11 protein-coding genes and 2 pseudogenes are annotated in these 17432 nt (G+C 70.3%); 7 read left to right on the top strand and 6 right to left on the bottom strand.

The genetic code is table 11. From position 1 onward, the window contains the following. Positions 1–82: 82 nt before the first annotated feature. The 3 genes and pseudogenes from AB0B58_RS02335 to AB0B58_RS02325 all read left to right on the top strand — a co-directional run. Positions 83–2323: pseudogene (locus AB0B58_RS02335) on the top strand (tetratricopeptide repeat protein); the annotation flags it as partial. A 108-nt stretch (positions 2324–2431) separates the two neighbouring features. Then, positions 2432–2626 (top strand): hypothetical protein, encoded by a 195-nt coding sequence (locus AB0B58_RS02330; RefSeq protein WP_360216079.1) that lies wholly within the window; start codon positions 2432–2434, stop codon positions 2624–2626. Positions 2627–2948: 322 nt separating this feature from the next. Further along, the gene (locus AB0B58_RS02325) at positions 2949–3320 is read left to right on the top strand and encodes a hypothetical protein (protein ID WP_360216076.1); all 372 of its coding nucleotides are present in this window, start codon (positions 2949–2951) and stop codon (positions 3318–3320) included. On the opposite strand, the gene AB0B58_RS02320 is transcribed toward AB0B58_RS02325, so the two are convergent. Then, positions 3257–3736 (bottom strand): DUF6232 family protein, encoded by a 480-nt coding sequence (locus AB0B58_RS02320; protein ID WP_360216073.1) that lies wholly within the window; start codon positions 3734–3736, stop codon positions 3257–3259. The two genes, AB0B58_RS02325 and AB0B58_RS02320, sit on opposite strands and share 64 nt — an antisense overlap. 199 nt (positions 3737–3935) lie before the next feature. Here AB0B58_RS02320 and AB0B58_RS02315 point away from each other — a divergent pair, with 199 nt between their 5' ends. Together AB0B58_RS02315 and AB0B58_RS02310 are read left to right on the top strand one after the other, a co-directional pair. After that, complete coding sequence (locus AB0B58_RS02315; protein WP_360216070.1) at positions 3936–6971, top strand: tetratricopeptide repeat protein; 3036 nt, start codon at positions 3936–3938, stop codon at positions 6969–6971. Positions 6972–7228: 257 nt separating this feature from the next. After that, positions 7229–8446: a multicopper oxidase domain-containing protein gene (locus AB0B58_RS02310; RefSeq protein WP_360216067.1), complete on the top strand. Its 1218-nt coding sequence runs from the start codon at positions 7229–7231 to the stop codon at positions 8444–8446. Here AB0B58_RS02310 and AB0B58_RS02305 read toward each other — a convergent pair. The 3 genes from AB0B58_RS02305 to AB0B58_RS02295 all read right to left on the bottom strand — a co-directional run bounded on the left by AB0B58_RS02305 (position 8424) and on the right by AB0B58_RS02295 (position 14895). Next, positions 8424–11810, bottom strand: a complete 3387-nt coding sequence (locus tag AB0B58_RS02305) for a S8 family serine peptidase (protein ID WP_360216064.1) — start codon at positions 11808–11810, stop codon at positions 8424–8426. The two genes, AB0B58_RS02310 and AB0B58_RS02305, sit on opposite strands and share 23 nt — an antisense overlap. 131 nt (positions 11811–11941) lie before the next feature. Further along, entirely contained in the window at positions 11942–13567 is a 1626-nt protein-coding gene (locus AB0B58_RS02300) for a hypothetical protein (RefSeq protein ID WP_360216061.1), read from the bottom strand. 494 nt (positions 13568–14061) lie between these two features. Further along, the gene (locus AB0B58_RS02295) at positions 14062–14895 is read right to left on the bottom strand and encodes a pentapeptide repeat-containing protein (RefSeq protein ID WP_360216058.1); all 834 of its coding nucleotides are present in this window, start codon (positions 14893–14895) and stop codon (positions 14062–14064) included. Positions 14896–15435: 540 nt separating this feature from the next. Between AB0B58_RS02295 and AB0B58_RS02290 the strand changes: the two genes are divergently transcribed. Together AB0B58_RS02290 and AB0B58_RS02285 are read left to right on the top strand one after the other, a co-directional pair. After that, positions 15436–15774 (top strand): hypothetical protein, encoded by a 339-nt coding sequence (locus tag AB0B58_RS02290; protein WP_360216055.1) that lies wholly within the window; start codon positions 15436–15438, stop codon positions 15772–15774. Between the two features lie 83 nt (positions 15775–15857). Then, positions 15858–16531, top strand: a pseudogene (locus tag AB0B58_RS02285) (DUF6766 family protein). A gap of 74 nt (positions 16532–16605) precedes the next feature. Here AB0B58_RS02285 and AB0B58_RS02280 read toward each other — a convergent pair. Together AB0B58_RS02280 and AB0B58_RS02275 are read right to left on the bottom strand one after the other, a co-directional pair. Continuing rightward, the gene (locus AB0B58_RS02280) at positions 16606–16911 is read right to left on the bottom strand and encodes a hypothetical protein (RefSeq protein WP_360216052.1); all 306 of its coding nucleotides are present in this window, start codon (positions 16909–16911) and stop codon (positions 16606–16608) included. A 58-nt stretch (positions 16912–16969) separates the two neighbouring features. Continuing rightward, a complete protein-coding gene (locus AB0B58_RS02275; protein WP_360216049.1) occupies positions 16970–17416 on the bottom strand; it encodes an Hsp20/alpha crystallin family protein in 447 nt (148 codons plus the stop codon). Positions 17417–17432 lie beyond the last annotated feature (16 nt).

Here is a 17432-nt window from a genome sequence, read left to right as displayed (position 1 = left end):
GCTCGAAGGCGACGGCAGCGGCGGCGAGCAGGTCTACGTCCGTTTGAACGTCAGCTGAGCTGACGTTTCACCTGACGGCCCGCCGGCTCAACTGCCGGCCGACGTGCCGGGCTTCACCGGGCGCGAGGAGGAACTCGCCGCCCTCGACCGGCTCCTCGCGGACGACGACGGGCAGCACACCGCGGTGGTCATCTCCGCGGTCTCGGGCATGGCGGGCGTCGGCAAGACCGCGCTGGCGGTGCGGTGGGCGCATCGGGCCCGCTCCCGGTTCCCCGACGGCCAGCTGTACGTGAACCTGCGCGGGTACGACACCGAGCAGCCGATGACGCCCGAGGACGCGCTCGCCGGGTTCCTCCGGGCGCTGGGAATGCCCGGCGGCGACATCCCGGCCGCCCGGGACGAGCGGGCCGCCGCGTACCGGAGCCTGCTGGACGGCCGCCGGGTGCTGATCGTGCTGGACAACGCCGCGTCGGTCGACCAGCTGCGGCCGTTGCTGCCCGGCACGCCCGCCTGCGCGGTGGTGGTCACCAGCCGGGACACCCTGCCGGGCCTGGTCGCCCGGCACGGCGCCGGGCGGCTCGTCGTGCCGCTGCTGCACCGCGCCGAGGCGCTGACCCTGATCACCGGGCTGATCGGCGACCGGGTGCGCGAGGATCCCGCGGCCGCCGACGACCTGATCGGCCGGTGCGCCCGTCTGCCGCTGGCGCTGCGGGTCGCCGCCGAGCTGGCGGCCGGGAGACCCGGGGTGCCGCTGCGGGACCTGGTGGCCGAGCTCGCCGACGAGGGCCGCCGGCTGGAGCTGCTGAACGCCGGCGGAGACCCGCAGACCGGGGTCCGCGCCGTGTTCTCCTGGTCCTACCGGCAGCTCCCGCCGGAGGCGGCGCGCGCCTTCCGGCTGCTCGGCCTGGCCCCCGGGCCGGACGTGACCGCGTACGCGGCCGCGGCGCTGCTCGGCACCGGCGTCACCGAGGCCCGCGAGCTCCTCGAGGCCCTCGCCCGCGCCCACCTGATCCAGCACGCCGCCACCGGCCGGTTCACGCTGCACGACCTGCTGCGGGCGTACGCGGTCAACCTGTGCGCGGAGCTCGGCGACGGCGCCGGGGACGCCGCCCTCGACCGCCTCTTCGACGCGACGCTGTTCACCGCGGCCGAGGCGATGGACACGCTCTACCCGGCTGAGCAGCACCGGCGGGCCCGGGTCGGGCGGCCGGAGTCGCCGGTACCGCCGGTCGGGGACGGCGGCAGCGCACAGGCCTGGCTGGACCGCGAACGCGCCAATCTGGTGGCCCTGGTGTCCCACGCGGCCACCCATGACCGGCCCGCGCACGCCGTGCACCTCACCCTCACCCTGCTGCGGTACCTGGAGAGCGGCGGCCACTACCCCGAGGCGGTCGCCATGCACGAGCACGCGGTGCGCGCCGCCCGGCTGTCCGGCGATGCCGCCGCCGAGGCGCAGCTGCTGACCAATGTGGCGGTCATGGACGTGCAGCAGGGCCACTACGAGCAGGCGGACGGGCTGCTGCGGCGGGCGGTCGGGCTGGCCCGGGAGTGCGGCGACCACGCTGCGGAGGCGCGGGCGCTCGGCAACCTCGGCCACGTCGACCAGTGGCGGGGCCGGTACGACGAGGCCGCCGAACGGCTGCAGGAGGCGCTGGCGCTGTGCCGGCTCACCGGCGACCAGGCGGCGGAGGCGCGTGCCCTCGGCAACCTCGGACAGGTGTACCGGCGCCAGGGCCGCGACGAGCCGGCGGCCGCCTACCTGAGCGAGGCGGTCCGGATCTGCCGCCGCATCGGCGATCCGGTCGGCGAGGGGTACGCCCTGGTCAGCCTCGGCGACGTGGCCGCACGGCAGCGCGACGGGCGGCGGGCGGTCCGCTGCCACCGCGAGGCGCTGGCGATCTTCCGGCGTACCAACGAACGCGCCGGCACGGCGCTGGCGCTCGACGGCCTGGGCGCGGTCACCCAAGACACCGTCGTCCTGCGCGAGGCGCTGGAGATCTTCCAGCAGCTCGGCGAGCGGGCCGGCGAGACCCGGGCCACCAACAGCCTCGGCGAGGTGCTCACCGCCGCCGGGCGACCGGGGCCCGGCCGGGAGGAGCACCTGGCGGCGCTCACCCTGGCGATCGAGATCGGCGACCGGTACGAGTGGGGCCGGGCGCACGCCGGCCTGGCCCGGGTGGCCGAGCTGCTCGGCGACGCGGACGCGGCCGGGCAGCACTGGGCGCAGGCCTGGAGCCGCTACGCCGAGATCGGCGCGCCGGAGGCCGAGGACATCCGCTCGATCATCGACCGGCGGCAGGCGTCCGGGACGACGCACCGCTGACCGTTCGCCGGTTCCAGTCCGGCTCCAGTCCGGGTCCATCGGAGCTCTCTAGCTTTCGATCGCGGGCCCGAACCGGGCCCGTTCGAAGGAACCGGAGAGGAACGGCCGATGAGGGCACGGATGACGAAGTGGGCGCCCCCCGACCTCTGGATCGCCCTGTACGGCACGAGGCTCGGCGCCGAGCTCGACCCCACGGCCGGCCGGCCGCGTGACGACGGCCGGAACCCGCGTCACGGCGTCGCCGGCCACTCCACGGCCGACGACGCCCCGCCGGACGTCGCGGTGGCCGTCGACCACCGGTGATCTGCCGGTCAACTGCCTGTCGGCCTCCTGGTGGTGGCCGGTGCCACGGGCGAGATTGGGGTGTGTCATTTCGAGCGGCGGCACCGGCCACCGCCCGGGACCACTCCCCTTCTCGGATGTGAGGTGGCTCGACATGCCTCTGCATGACGGCCATGGCGTGCTCTCGCCGACAGCCGGGCGGATGTCGGGCGGCGGAGGCGCGACCGCGCTCGCCGGGCATCGGGGGGACCCGGCGACGTGGAGGCCGTGCCGCGGCTCAGCCGATCCACAGCCGGCGCCTGATCCGCGGCGCGCACCCGTTCCGACAACACGGAGGTCATCCATGTCCACCAGCACCGACGGCGCCGCGGCGCCCGAGCAGTACCTCGACGGGCCGGACCCGGTCCTGCGGCTGGCCGTCGATCAGCCGGTGCAGGTCTGCGGGCGACCGGAGAACACCGCCGTCCGATTCCAGGAGAGCCTCACGGCCGGGTACGTGCACCTGCGGTTCCCGGGCGCCTCGGGCGGCACCGAGATCGGGGTCCGCGTCGACGCGGCGGTCAGCGACTGGACGTCCGCGGACTTCGCCGCCGGCAACGGCACCGTCCTGCTGACCGGCGACCTCGTCCTGGATCTCCAGCCGGTCCGCTGTCACGCCGAGATCGACGTGGCCGGTCTCGCCGGCACCGGCCGTCTGGCACCGGCCACCACCTGATCGTCGCGATCGGGTTCGGGTCGGGCACAGGTCGCCGCACGCGCCAACGCGCGGCCGACCTTGCCGAACTCGGTCTCGTCCCTGGTCTCGTAGAGCCGCACCGTGGTGCCCCGGTAGTCGGCCAGCAGCAGGTACGCCGGGCGGACCAGCCGCGCGCGGACAACGGTGGCCACGGCCGGCAACACCACCAGGACGGCCGTGCTGAGCACCGAGACCGGCAGCGGGACGTGCCGCACGGTCGCGGCGACGACGAGCAGCGAAACCGTGGCCGCGCACGCCAGACGCCGGGCGGTGCGGTCGCCTCGTCCCCGCGCCACCCGCAGGTTGCGCAGGTGGCCGACCCGGCAACGGTGGCCGCCGATGGACAGCCACCGCTCGGTGATACGGATGCCGTCGTGATCGTAGAAGGTGGTCATCTCTCCGCCGTTTCTCGTAGCAGCGACCGGAAGGTGCGCGGTTCGACCCGCGACCACAGGGTCGGGGCGGGAGGTCCGAGCGGCGCCGTAGCGATCCCGTAGCGACTCCGCGGAGCGCACCGGAGATTGACCCGGGTTGGCGTCGTGTCCGGGGGATGACACGATGTGTCGGTCCCTGCCACGCGACGTGGGGCTTGTGATGATCGAGTTCCGGCTGCTCGGCGACGTCGACGTCCGGCATGCCGGGCGCCCGCTGGCGTTGGGGTCCAAGCAGCGCACCGTGCTCGCCGTGCTCGCGTTCCACGCGAACACCGTGGTCAGCCGGTCGGACATCGTCAGGCTGGCCTGGGGCGACAGCGCCGACGACCCGCCGGCGACGATCGACCGCCTGGTCACCGACTACGTCTCGCGGCTGCGGACGGCGTTCCGCAAGGCGGGATTCGGCGGGCAGGTCCGGCTGGTCGCCCGCACGCCCGGCTATCTCCTCGAGGTGGACCCGGCCATCGTGGACTGGCACCGGTTCCGTGATCTGGTCACCCGGGCCCGGGCGGCCGGCCAGGCCGCCGACCACGCGGACGCGGCCGAGCTGCTGCGCCTCGCGCTGGCGCTGTGGCGGGGGCCGGCCCTCGCCGACCTCGCCGCGCGGTCGCTGGACCCCGTCCGGGACCGGATGGGCGACCTGCGCCTGGCCGCGACCGAGGACCTCGCCGCCGTCCTGCTCACCCGCGGCGGCCCGGACGAGGTCGTCGACCTGCTCGCGGCGGCGGCCGCCGGGCATCCCGGCCGGGAACGCATGGCCACGCTGCTCATCCGCGCCCTGCACGCCGCGGGGCGCCGCGACGAGGCGATCGCCGCCTACCAGCGCACCCGCGCCCACCTGACCGACCGGCTCGGGGTGGACCCCACCGACGCCCTCGAAGAGGCGTACCGGGTGGTGCTGCACGGCCGGGCACCCACCCCCGCACCGGCCGGGACGCGCCGGCCGTTGGCGCAGCTACCGGCCGACACGGGGAACTTCACCGGCCGCCGCGCCGAGCTCGCCCACCTGCTGAGCCTCGTTCCCGGCACCGCGCCCGGCGACCACGCCGGCGGGGTGGTGGTGATCTGCGCCGTGGACGGAATGGGCGGCATCGGCAAGACGGCCCTCGCGGTGCACGCCGCGCACCGGCTCCGCGACCGGTTCCCCGACGGGTGCCTCTTCCTCGACCTGCACGGCTACACCCGCGCCGTCGCCCTGGTCGAGCCCGGGCAGGCGCTCGAGCGGCTGTTGCGCGCCCTGGGGGTACCGGGCGAGCAGATCCCGGCCGACGTCGACGACCGGGCGGCGCTGTACCGCAGCCGGCTGGCCGGCCGCCGGATGCTGATCGTGCTGGACAACGCCCGCACCGCCGGACAGGTCCGCCCGCTGCTTCCCGCCGAGCCCGGCTGCCTGGTCCTGGTCACCAGCCGGCGCCGGCTGACCGCCCTGGACGATGCCCGGCCCCTGTCGCTGGACAGCATGCCGGTCGCCGACGCGGTCACCCTGTTCACCAGGATCGCCGGACCCGGCCGCGCCGCCGGACGGCCCGGCGCCGTCGAGCAGGTCGTCCAGCTGTGCGGGCGGCTGCCCCTCGCCGTCCGCATCGCCGCCGCCCGGCTGCGCGCCCGCCCCGCCTGGACCGTGGCGCACCTCGCCGACCGCCTCGCCGACCGGCACCACCGGCTCGGCCGGCTCGACGACGGCGAACGCGGCGTGGCGGCCGCGTTCACTCTGTCCTACGACGACCTCACCGGCGAGCAGCAGCGGATGTTCCGCCGCCTGGGCCTGCATCCCGGCGCCGACACCGACCCCTACGCCGCCGCCGCGCTCACCGGCCACCCCCTCGAACCGGCCGGCCGGATCCTGGAGGAGCTCCTCGACGCCCACCTACTCATCCAGGCCGTACCGGGGCGGTACCGGTTCCACGACCTGATGCGGGCCTACGCCGCCGACCTGGCCTGCACGCGGGACTCCGACGACGCGCGGCGTACCGCCCTGAACGGCCTGTTCGACCACTATCTCGCCACCGCCGCCGCCGCGATGGACGCCCTGTTCCCGGCCGGGGAGTTCCAGCGGCCGCGCGTACCGCCCGCCGGCTCGCCGGCCGCCGCGGTCACCGATCCCGTCGCCGCCCGGACCTGGCTGGACGCCGAACGCACCAACCTGGTCGCCACCTGCGCCTACACCGCCACCCACGGCCGGCCGGGCTACACCGGGCGCCTCTCCGCGACCCTGGCGCTGTACCTCGACTTCGGTGGCCACTTCGCCGACGCCCTGACCGTCCACGCACACACCCGCGACGCCGCCGGCCGCTGCGGCGACCTGGCCGCCGAGGCGCACGCCCTGGCCAACCTCGGCACCAGCCTCGACGGGCTGGGCCGCCACGCGGAGGCCGTCGAAGAGCTCCGGCACGCCCTCCTGAACTTCCGCCTGATCGGCCACCGGGCCGGTGAGGCCCGCGCGCTGAACAACCTCGGCTACGCCTACTGCCGGTGGGGACACCACGAACAGGCCGTGCGCTGCACGCGGCAGGGGCTGGCCATCTTCCTGGAGACCGGGAACCGCCTCGGCCAGGCGGACGCGCTGGACACCCTCGGCATCGTCCACCGCCAGCAGGGCCGCTACGACGAGGCGACCGACCACTCCCGCAAGGCGCTCGCCCTCTACCGCGAGCTCCGCGACCCGCTCGGGGAGGCGATGCAGCTCGAGCGGCTGGGAGCCATCCACGCGCGGCAGGGCCGGCCGGAACAGGCGATCGATCACCTCCGGCAGGCCCTCGCCCTGGACCGCGAGATCGGCAACCGCCTCGGCGAGGCCGACGCCCTGAACGAGCTCGCCCTCGTACACCGGCAGCAGGGCCGCTACGACGAGGCGACCGACCACTACCAGCAGTCGATCGACCTCTTCCGCAGGATCGGCAACCGCACCGGGGAGGGCTCGGCGCTCAACGGCCTCGCCGAGACCCTGCATGCCGCCGGACAGCCGGACCGCGCACGCGAGCTGCACACCGCCGTGCTCGCCCTGACCGCGGGCACCGACACCGTCCACGAGCGGGCCCGCGCCCACGCCGGAATCGCGAGCGTGCACCACACCGCCGGCGACACGGAGCCGGCCCGCCGGCACTGGCACCAGGCGCTCACCCTCTACACCGGCCTCGGCGTTCCGGCCGCCGACGCCGTCCGCGCCAACCTCGCGGCACTCGACCCCTCGCAATGACCGGCACCGAGTCCGCTCTACACATATCTCCCGCTTCACCGCACCGCAGTCCGACGGCATGCCGCTGCACTCGTTCAGCCCGGACGGCCTGCACGCCGGGTCGTACACCACGCTGGACCCGGGCCGGGTCGAACCCAACGAGGCGATCTCCGCGCACACCAACGCCGACCGTTCGTCCATGCTCTGGTACCACGATCACGGCATGGGGATGACAAGCGTCAACGTCTATGCCGGACTCGCCGGCCTCTACCTCGTCCGTGACCCCGCCGACGAGCGGCTCGGGCTGCCCGCCGGCGAATTCGAGGTACCCCCTGATCCTGCAGGACCGGACCTTCCACCCCGACGGCTCGCTCGCGTACACCATGACCCAGCGGGAAGGCGAGGACACCCCGGTCGTCAACGGGAAGGCGTACCCCTTCCTGGCGGTCGAGCCGCGACGCTACCGGCTGCGCATTCTCAACGCCTCGAACGAGCGTTTCTGGCGCCTGAGGTTCGACGTCCCCAGGGACGCGCTGCCCCAGCCCGTCCTTCCGTTCTGGCTGATCGGCACCGACGGCGGCTTCCGCGCCCCGCTGCCGATGCTGAACTTCCTGATCGCGCCGGCCGAGCGGTACGACCTGATCGTCGACTTCAGCCGGATGCCCATCGGCACGAACGTCACGCTGACCAACTACAACGCGCCGGTCCACTACCCCGGCGGCGCCGGACCGGAGCTCTCGGAGGTGATGCAGTTCCAGGTCACCCGGCGGTTGTCCGACGGCGCGGACCGGACGACGCCGCCCAGGAGACTCAAACTGCCGGCGCTCGCACCCGCCGAGCCGCAACCGCACACCCGCCGCCGTGAGTGGGTCCTGTACCAGCACAAGCTCTTCGGCACCATGACGTTCAACGCGGTGCCGTTCATGGAGCCGTCACAGGACTTCATCAAGGCGGGCTCGGCGGAGATCTGGGAGTACATCAATCCGAACCACGACGCGCACCCCATGCACGTCCACCTCGTCAACTTCCAGGTGTTGAACAGGCAGCCGATCGACGCGGCCGGCTACCAGGCAGACTACGAGAAGTGGATCCACGGCGGCCGCAGGCCGCAGGACCGGCCGGTGCTGGCGAACTTCTTCACCGGCCCGCCGATTCCGCCGGACCCGGACGAGGCACGGTCCTACAAGGACACCGTCAAGTCGTATCCGGAGACGGTGACCAGGATCCTCATCCGCGAGTTCAGCCCGCCGACGGCCACGATCGCGTCGATCCCGGGCAGCGGCACCGTGCTACCGGCGACATACGTACACCACTGCCACATCCTCGAACACGAGGACGACGACCTGATGCGCCCATGGACGATCATTTCGGACCGGGACGGAAGGGATCGACGCCGGCGACGGCGAGAACTCAGTAGGCCGGACGGCTACGAGCCCGCCCCGGTACATCCGGCAGCGGGCTCGTCGCGTCCCGCTATTGGACCTCGCCGATCGTGACGGTGCCGCGGCCGACGACCGCGCCCTTGTCCGTGACCAGCGACACCTCGCCGAACAGGCTGCGCCCGCCGGCCGGTACCGACCTCGGGATGATCGAGGCCTCGACCGACTTTGTTTCACCGCTCGCGAGGGTGAGCTCCTTTGTACGCACGGTGCTCCCTCCGAGCGCTGGGGTGAGGTACACGTCCCGGTAGTCGTACTGCGTGCCGGCCGAGGGCACCCCATAGCCGGAGACCTTGACCGTGTACGTGCCCGGCGGCGGGTACGTGATCGACACGGACTCCTCCGAGTCGCCGTCCGCCGAAATCCAGACCAGCTTCCCGGATCTGACCTTCAGGTCCAGGTCGGCCGGGTCGCGGACGTTTCCGATCGTCACGTCCAGCCGCCGCGCGCCCGAAGGCACCTCGATGGTGTGCAGCCGGGGCTTTCCGTCCTTGATGATCGGCCGCTCGGAGCGCGCGCTGCCCAGCATGGTGTTCTTGGCGGTGAGCTTGAGCGGGCCGAAGTCGTTCCTGACCGACCAGGTGACCGGCGTTGCCGTGCCGACGGTGGCACTGCCCGGCGCGGCAGTCGCCAGGTCCACCTTCACACCCTGCACCTTGGCGGTCAGCTTGTAGTCGTTACTTTCCACCGGCGAGTCGTTCCGGGTCTCCACCTCGAGTTCCCAGACACCGGGTATCGGGTTCTCGTACACCCGGTCATGCGGGTCGCAGGTGCCGTCGACGTTGGTGTAGCAGGCCTCAAGGGCCGTGCTATCGGCGGGGACTCCCCAAGGGTTGATCGCGATCCAGCGCATCCGCGATCCGGTCGCGATCCCGGAGAGATTCACCTGCAGCGCGGTCGCACTCTCCGGCACGGCGAGGAAATGCGAGGTCGACGAGCCTCTCTCGACCTCGCCCACTCCCTCGAACTCGTATGTGGGTTTCTTCAGCTCGACCTCGCCGACGACCGTGTTCAGCACCTCGAAGTCGGTGATCTTCGTCTCCGGGTCGTCGACCTTGATGATCGCGCTGTTCAGGCCGACTCTCGGGGTGACCCTCACCTCCACGGTCACCTGCTTGCCCTGCGGCAGCAGAACCCTGTCATCAACTTGGAAAGTGTTGTCACCGACCACGCTCAGGTCGTGCCACCCCGGGGAGCCTCCTTTCGACGTACGGGTGAGCTTGACCTTGTAGGTCTTGAGCTGACCGGCTTTGTGGCCACCCTCGCCGACCGCGCACCGATTGTGGATGCCCACGCCCTGCCCAGGCGTCGCGAAGCCGCCCGAGAACGGAGTACAGACCGGCGCCGACGAGATGTAGGTACTCAACGCCTTCATAGACTTGTGCTTCAGCAGCAACCAGGCGCGTTGGACGTCCATCACCCCGTTGCCCTGAGCTGCGACCGGAACGCCCTCGATCTCTTCTGCGGAGGAATAGAGCGCCCGCCGCAGCTTTGCCGGGGTGATACTTAGTCCCTCGTCCTCCTGCTTGCCGGCCGACAGCAGCAGGGCCGCGCCGCCGGCGGCCTGCGGGGTCGCCATCGACGTGCCGAGCTTCATCGCGTAGCCGACCGGTAGCTGGTAGCCGCCGCTCGGCCCGGGCAGCCAGGTGTTGATCGTGGAGACGGCCGAGCCGGGCGCGGTGAGGTTGGGCTTGAAGCCGCCGTCCTCGCGCGGGCCACGGGAGGAGAGGTTCAGGAGCGTCTGCCCCTTCTTCGCATACCAGCCGTAGTTGGCACGCCCGGTCTCCATACTGACGCTTGCCGCCACGCTGACGACGTCGGATGCGACCGACGGGTAGCCGACCGTGTTCACACCCGGGCCGTCGTTGCCGGCCGAGAAGAAGAAGTGCACGCCCTTCTCTTGGATCAGCTCGTTGCAGACCTGAGCGAGGACGTCGTTGACGTCGTTGCCGTCGTTCCGCGCGGGCAGGTTACTGATCGACATGTTGACTACGTCGACGTGCCTGTTGACGACCAGGTCGACCACTGCGGTGGTCAGCGCGGCCAGGGAGCAGCGCTTGCCCCACGAACAGACCCGGGAGGAAACGATCTGCGCGCCGGGTGCCTGGCCGTCGAGGTCGAGGTTGCCCATCATGTCGTTGGCGGCGGCGATGCCGGCGACGTGCGTGCCGTGCGAGTCGTAGGGAATGCCGATGTTGACGAAGTCGACGGTGCCGAGGCCCCGCATCGTCGCGTCGACGTCCTCGCGGTACTCGACGACGAACGGCATGCTCTCGACGACGGGGGTGTCCGCGTCGTCGGTGCCGAAGTGACCGACATCGTACTTCTGCCCGTACGGTTGCATCACGGCGTCGTCGGTGAAGTCACGGTTCTGGTTGGTGTCCACCCGGATGCCGTGGTGCTCCGGGTCGTAGAGGATGCCCCACACATCATCGATGTCCCCGTCGCGGTTGACGTCGCCCTGTGCCGGGCCCGTGAAAGTGATGTCCTCGGCGAAGCGGTTGATCCTCCAGGTGCCCTCCGGCGCAGTCCAGGTTTGGCCGAGGTACGTGAACGTCGGGCCGACCACCTCCTTGTTCATCGGCCGCCAGGAGCGGTCGCCGGAGGTCACCGGGTCGGTCGCGGTGACCCAGTCGACGATTTTGCGGTGGCCCTCCGTGGTCCGCCGGAGCGCCGGGTGGTCCAGGTCGACACCGCTGTCCACGATGCCGATCGTGACGTCACGCCCATCCCAGTCCGGGTGCTTCCTCTTGAACTCGACGGAGCCGATCTCGTCCGTCGGCAGGTACGGGTTCGCGGCCGGGGTGCTCGCACCGGGGCCGGGAAGCGGACCGCCCTCTGCAGGGCCGCCGGTGAGTTCGGGGTCCGGCAACTCGATCTCCTCGTCCAGGTCCAAAGCGGACACACCGGACAACTTCGCAGCCTCGGCCACTTGGGCGATCGGCACCGAGGCCAGCACGTAGCCGATCTTTTCCTCGCGCCAAGTGACCGTGCCGCCGAGGCTCTCGACCTGCCCGGCGACGTCGTCCGCCGTGCCGGAATAGGTGGACATCATCAATGTGACGTCGTCGCCCTCGGCCTGGGCCAGCAGGTCGGCGTCGTGCGAGTCGAGCCCGTCCACCCGCGATTCCTTGGGGACGGCCGCCTCGGCGACGGGGGCCGGGCCGGGGACGGGGACGGGTAGGGCGTTCGCGGGGATGAGACCGTTCAGCGTCGCCGCGCCGACGATCACACCCGAGGCGAAGAATGCCGTGAGGGTACGCCGGCACCGATAAGATTGTTGTGTCACGTACGAGTCCTCCGAGGAAATCGGCGCCCGGAAGGGGCACGGGCACAACTCCGCGGGCAATTGGATTTCACCCCTCGAGGCCACCATATCGGGGCGCTTTGCGACGAGGGCGTGACATTCAATGAGGCGCATTAATTGGAGATGTGGGCGGAAATTGCGGCGTCACCCGCACTGCTTTGCAAGGCATGCTGCATTTGAACGGTCCATTCGAGGGCCGAACATCATGCGGGCACTCCCCTTTGATTTTCGGCGCGGGTCGGTTCTTATGAATTCCCGTCGCTCGGCTCGGCGGTCATGGCGACCCGCCAGGTGGCGGCGAACGCGGCGCCCTGCGTGCGGAATGTCCACTCATCGGCTCGGCCGCTCGGCTGTGCCCGCTGGACCAGCGCGGTCGCGGAATCCTCCGCGATGCGCTCGAGTTCGGCGGCGCCCGCCGGTTCCTTCGACCCCAGGAACCGCTCGCCGCTGTGCACGTACAGCTTCATCGGGCCCGGGCCGAGGACGGCCTGCACGTAATATTGTTTGCGGAACACCACGTTGTCGGAGAACCCGATTCCGAATGCGTCCCGCTCACCGACGTAGATGTCGATACGGAAGACCGGGTCACCGGAGGCGGCCAAATGGGCGTCCAGCCATCCCTGCCAGACCAGCCGGTCCGGGCCCGCCCACACGTTCGTCCGGTCGCCGGACGCCGCCAGCGGCCGCCGGAGTTCGGTGTCCAGATCGGGGAGCGGATCGTCGAGATGCCGATCGTGAAACGGCCCGTAGCAGTTCTCCGCCTCGGCGCTCTGGTGGAACAGCTCGAAGTCGACGTAGAGCGGCTTGATCGACACTCCCAGATAGAACTCGCTCTGACCGATATTGTCTCCGCCGCGGCTCACATCGGCTTCGTCGAGCCAAAGAGACACCCGATGCGTGCCATGAAAGAAGCGCATCGCTATCTCGTACGCCTCGCGGGAGGTCACCAGCGAGTCGTGGCCGCCGTGGCACTTGTGCACGAAGGTACGCGGCGAGCCCGGCCGCTGAGCCGACGATTGCTTGACAAGACCGTCGCTGCGGTTGTTCACGAGCGACCCCTCGTCGAACAGACTGGCCAGGCGGTTGCCCAGAGAGGCTATCCGTACGCCATAGCTGCGGGAGTCGGTGCCGACGACGGTCAAGATGCGCTGCGGGTCGAACCACGAGGCGACGTCGAGGAACGCGGTGCTGTGTGGGTCGAACGCCGCGATCTCGTTGGCCGCGTCGCGTATACCGGGGACGACGTCGCCCAACCAGCGTGGCAGCAGGTCGAAGGCGATGCCGCGGTGTGGGGTGCCGAGAGTGACGATGCGGTGCACCAGGCCGCCCACCTCGAGGCCGGCCTCGGCCATGTTCTTGAGCGCGGCGTTAACGACGAGGCCGCCCATGCTGTGCGCCACGATGTCCACGCCGCCGAACTGCTCGCCCCGGCTCGCCGCGCACTTCGCGATGATGTCGATGAGGCGGGCGAGCCCGGCGCCGTAACGCTGCATCGTCCTTGGCCGGAGATCGTAGTAGCGATACACCCACATCGTCCCCGCGACGCCACCTTGGAGAACCCGCGCGCCGACCGTCGGGTCCATGGCCACTGTCCCCTCGAGGATCGAGGCGTCGAAGCCGAAGGCGTCCGGCGGGACGGCGGAGACTTCCTCGGGGTAGTAGCCCACGACGTTCGTGGCATCCCTGTAGGAGTAGCAGTCCGCCTTGATGGCACGCAGGACGAAGCCCTCATAGATGTAGTTGTCGCCGCGGCGTTCGGGGTAGACGGTGCCGTCGTTGAAGCCCTGGTACCCGCTCGCCTGTACATCACCGACATCCAGTCCGCCGAAGCCGCGAACCAGTATCAATGGCCGAAGATCGCACTGCCGCATGACCCCGTCAACTCTCTCCGTGCTACTCGACCGCTCGGGGAGAGTCACACCGGAAACACTCCGTGATTATGGTGGCGAGTTCGGTGAACGCCGCGACGGCGCCGCACCGGTCACCACTTTCGCATTGCTCAGATCAGCTCGGTGGACACCCGCAACGAAAGGGCCGACCCTAGCGATGCGATGGGTACCACCTTTCGTGATGGCCGGCGGCGCAGGCTTCAATTATGCCCTTCTCCATGCGCTTTGCTGCCTTCTTGCATTCAGGCTTCCAGTAAGAATTTTTAGGGACATGATCGCCTGTAAAATACGCTTTCGACGGCACGTCAGCAGAAGACTCAGTATCAGTATCAGGATCAGGACCAGGCAAGGGTTCTTTCTCGGATTTCACTTCTGCTCCCACAGATATTTTTGACAAACAGGCTGAGCAGCCCCGTCGACAACATCCTATCGACGGTTAGAGCGATTCGCCGGGATTCGTCCGAACTGGAGCGCAGCTACTCGCGACACTCCGGAGCAGACGGCGACGATGCTGATGGCGGCAGGGGCGCAGGGAGTGCGACCGAACGGTCGATATTCGGTGGCAGGTTCACGGCCTTGTCAAGGTGGGTCGCCATTATAGCTCCAGCGAATTTGCTTTTCGATAGGTTCGTGCCGTTCAGCACCGCCAGGGTGAAGTCCGCGTCGGACAGGTCGACCTCAACGAGTTCGGCCTTGGTGAGATCCGCTTCCCGGAAGACGGTGCGAGCCATCTCTGACGAGGCGATATCGCCGCTGACTCCGAACTTGGCTTCAGTGAGGTCGGCTTGCGTGAAATTGGCTCCATCGAATGATGATTCCATTAATTCCGCTTGCTGCATGTTGGCCCCCGTGAAGTTGGCCCTTTCGAAACTCGCGCCATGCGTAATGACGTTGTCGAAGATAACGCACCGCAGATCGGCACCGGGCAGTTCCACTTCTACGAGACAAGAGCCGCTCAAATCGAGCGGCTTATCGCCCGACATTCGCTTCGGCTGTAGGGTGTTGAGCAGGACCTTCAATGCCGCATTGATCTCCACCGGCGGTGGATGGGCTTTCGCGCAGGCCTCATAGCCGATGGCACGCGGTCCGATGCTGGACAGCACGTAGTTGTTCAGCAGCTCGACGATGACCGTCCGATCGTAAGGCGAATCGAGTGCCAACCTGCCGAGCGCGTAGACCGCACCGGTCCTGCTCGCGGGACTGGCGCTCCCGAGTTGCTCCACCGCGCTGTTGTACCGGGTGATCAACTGCGCCTGGGTCGTCAGGTTGTGCGCCTTGGCCGTCGCCTGGTAGTTCACGGCGACGGTCACGCCGGAGATCACAAGCGCGCACACCGCGGTCAGGGGAGTCAGGAGGGACGAGATCGACCCTGCGGACTCTTTGCGCGCGGACCGGCGATCACGTTCCCCGGCCGCCGACCTGGCACGCCGACCGCGCGACAACATCCGCTTGGGACGCCGAGAGGAGCCGGAACTGGGCATAAAGTGCACTGTATCGGTTCGAAACGGCCAATGTGTGTCCTCGGTGGTGGTCCGCGGACTGGTGCTGTGGTCTTCCTTCGACGCACCCGTGACCACGGCGCTTGCCTTCTATGTAGTGACCGGTGCCGGCGCCCAACTCGATCAGAACATCGGCAGTCGCTCAGCCACGTCCTGCTGCCGCCCCGATTCCTGTCGCTCCAACCGCCGTCGCCGCCCCGGGTCGCGCAGTTGCCTCCGTCGAGTGGCGAGCGGCCGATCCGGACGCGAGTGTCATGCGTGAAGCGGCCCGCTCGGGAATCACCAACCGTGATCCAGGTACGGATACTCGCCGCGCCTCTATCGGCGCTGCTGGCCGCAGGCTGCGGCTCTGTGGACCGCCGCGGGGACGCGGCCACCGACGTGGCGACGAGGCTGCTGCAGGCGGTCGCCGCAGGCGACGGCGCCGCCGCCTGCGCGCTGCTCGCGCCCGAGACCGCCGCCGAACTGGCGGACTCGCCCGGCCCGAGGTGCGAGGACGCCGTCCTCGAGGAGAGCCTGCCGGCGCCCGGCGCCGCACGCGGCGTGCACGTCTACGGCCAATGGGAACAGGTCCGCCTGGCCGATGACACGGTCTTCCTGGCCGCCTTCCCGGGTGGCTGGCGGGTGGTGGCGGCCGGCTGCAAGCCGGGCGGCGGCTCCGGGCCTTACGACTGCGCGGTAAAGGGCTGAACGATGCGGACGATGTTCGTGCTGTTGCTGCTGGTGGTCGGCGCCGGACTGGCCTACGTGATCACGCTCGGGGTGTTGCACCGATGAGGCGCCGGATCCGCGACAACTCGCTCGGGCTGGTCTTCGGCGCGCTGTTCGTGATCACCCTGGCCGGGCAGGCGATCGCCGGGCACGCCGACTACAACCAGCAGCAGCTCACCGAGGGCCTCGAACCGATCCCGCTGGCCCGCTACCTCACCTCGGCCAGCTTCGGCGTGGACGTGGCGGAGAACTGGCAGTCCGAGTATCTGCAGTTCCTCCTCTACACCTTCCTCACGGTCTGGCTGCTGCAGCGCGGCTCGCCCGAGTCGAAACCACTCGACAGGACCGGGCTCGAGACCGACCGGGATCAGAAGATCGGCGCGTACGCCGACGAGGACTCCCCGCCGTGGGCCCGCGCCCGCGGGACCCGGCTGTGGCTCTTCTCGAACTCCCTCGGCCTGGTCATGGGCCTGATCTTCCTGCTCTCCTGGCTGGCCCAGTCGATCGCCGGCGTCGCCGCCTACAACGAGCGGCGGCCAGCGATCTCGAGGATCCGGTCTCGTGGGCGCGGTATCTGACCGCGCCGGACTTCTGGAACCGCACCATGCAGAACTGGAAGTCCGAGATGCTGGCCGTGGCCTCGATCGCGATCCTGTCGATCTATCTGCGGCAGCGCGGCTCACCGCAGTCCAAGCCGGTCGGCACCCCACACGGCGCCACCGGCGTCGAGGGCTAGCCTCGGCGGCGCGTCGTCCGGGGCCCGGGTCAGGTGATCCTGACACGGGCCCCGGACGCGGCGCGCGACGACGGTCATCGCCTCGGCGGCGATCGCGGTAGGTTGCCGCCGGCGCCGGTCCGGCGGCAGGCGGTCCGTGCCGGCGTCGCCACCCCGGGGATCGGTCGCGGGTGTGGTGGCGGTGCCGGCTGGACGGCGGACGGGGCGGGTGGTGCCGGCGGCTCGGGCGGCTCGTCGAAGGCCGCGCCGACGATGGCTTCGAACTCGGCACGGACCAGATCGCGGTCGCCGCTGACGATCTCGGCGAACGCCTCGTCGACACCGCGGTCCCATTCCGGGGACAACGCGGTACCCGCCTGTGCCGTAGGACTGATGCTCATGCCGGCCACCACCCGCCACATCCGGTTCGGAGGAGGGCCGACCCGGCGAACCGCCGGGTCAGCCGGTGATCACCTTCTGGTCGGCCTGCTGACGACCGGCCACAGTGATCTTGCGGGGCTTGGCCTTCTCCGCGATCGGAATCCGCAGGACCAGGACGCCGTTGTCGTATGCGGCGTCGATCTGGCCGGTGTCCAGGGCGTCGCCGAGGAACAGCTGCCGGGAGAACACACCCAGCGGCCGCTCGGCCAGCTGGACCGTCGACTGCTCGCCCAGGTCGATGGGGCGGCGCTCGGCGCGCACGGTCAGCACGTTGCGTTCCACATCGATGTCGATCGCGTCGGCGTCCACACCCGGCAGGTCGAACGCGATCACGAACTCGTCGCCGTTGCGGAACGCGTCGACGGGCATCGCCGTCGGACGTGACCAGGTCCCGGTGGCCGTGGCGCCGAACAGCTGCTGGGCGAGCCGGTTGACCTCGGTGAAGGGTTCGCTGCGCATCAACATGGTTCCCACCTCCTGC

The organism is Actinoplanes sp. NPDC049118 (assembly GCF_040648555.1).
GTDB lineage: Bacteria > Actinomycetota > Actinomycetes > Mycobacteriales > Micromonosporaceae > Actinoplanes.
This window is presented reverse-complemented; position numbering and strand designations above follow the sequence as displayed.

What these genes read in the sequence shown, in the direction of transcription:
- AB0B58_RS02300 (WP_360216061.1), bottom strand. Translation starts at nt 13,567, where the DNA reads ATGCGGCAGTGCGATCTTCGGCCATTGATACTGGTTCGCGGCTTCGGC.
- AB0B58_RS02320 (WP_360216073.1), bottom strand. Translation starts at nt 3,736, where the DNA reads ATGACCACCTTCTACGATCACGACGGCATCCGTATCACCGAGCGGTGG.
- AB0B58_RS02305 (WP_360216064.1), bottom strand. Translation starts at nt 11,810, where the DNA reads ATGCGCCTCATTGAATGTCACGCCCTCGTCGCAAAGCGCCCCGATATG.
- AB0B58_RS02280 (WP_360216052.1), bottom strand. Translation starts at nt 16,911, where the DNA reads ATGAGCATCAGTCCTACGGCACAGGCGGGTACCGCGTTGTCCCCGGAA.
- AB0B58_RS02315 (WP_360216070.1), top strand. Translation starts at nt 3,936, where the DNA reads ATGATCGAGTTCCGGCTGCTCGGCGACGTCGACGTCCGGCATGCCGGG.
- AB0B58_RS02275 (WP_360216049.1), bottom strand. Translation starts at nt 17,416, where the DNA reads ATGTTGATGCGCAGCGAACCCTTCACCGAGGTCAACCGGCTCGCCCAG.
- AB0B58_RS02325 (WP_360216076.1), top strand. Translation starts at nt 2,949, where the DNA reads ATGTCCACCAGCACCGACGGCGCCGCGGCGCCCGAGCAGTACCTCGAC.
- AB0B58_RS02330 (WP_360216079.1), top strand. Translation starts at nt 2,432, where the DNA reads ATGAGGGCACGGATGACGAAGTGGGCGCCCCCCGACCTCTGGATCGCC.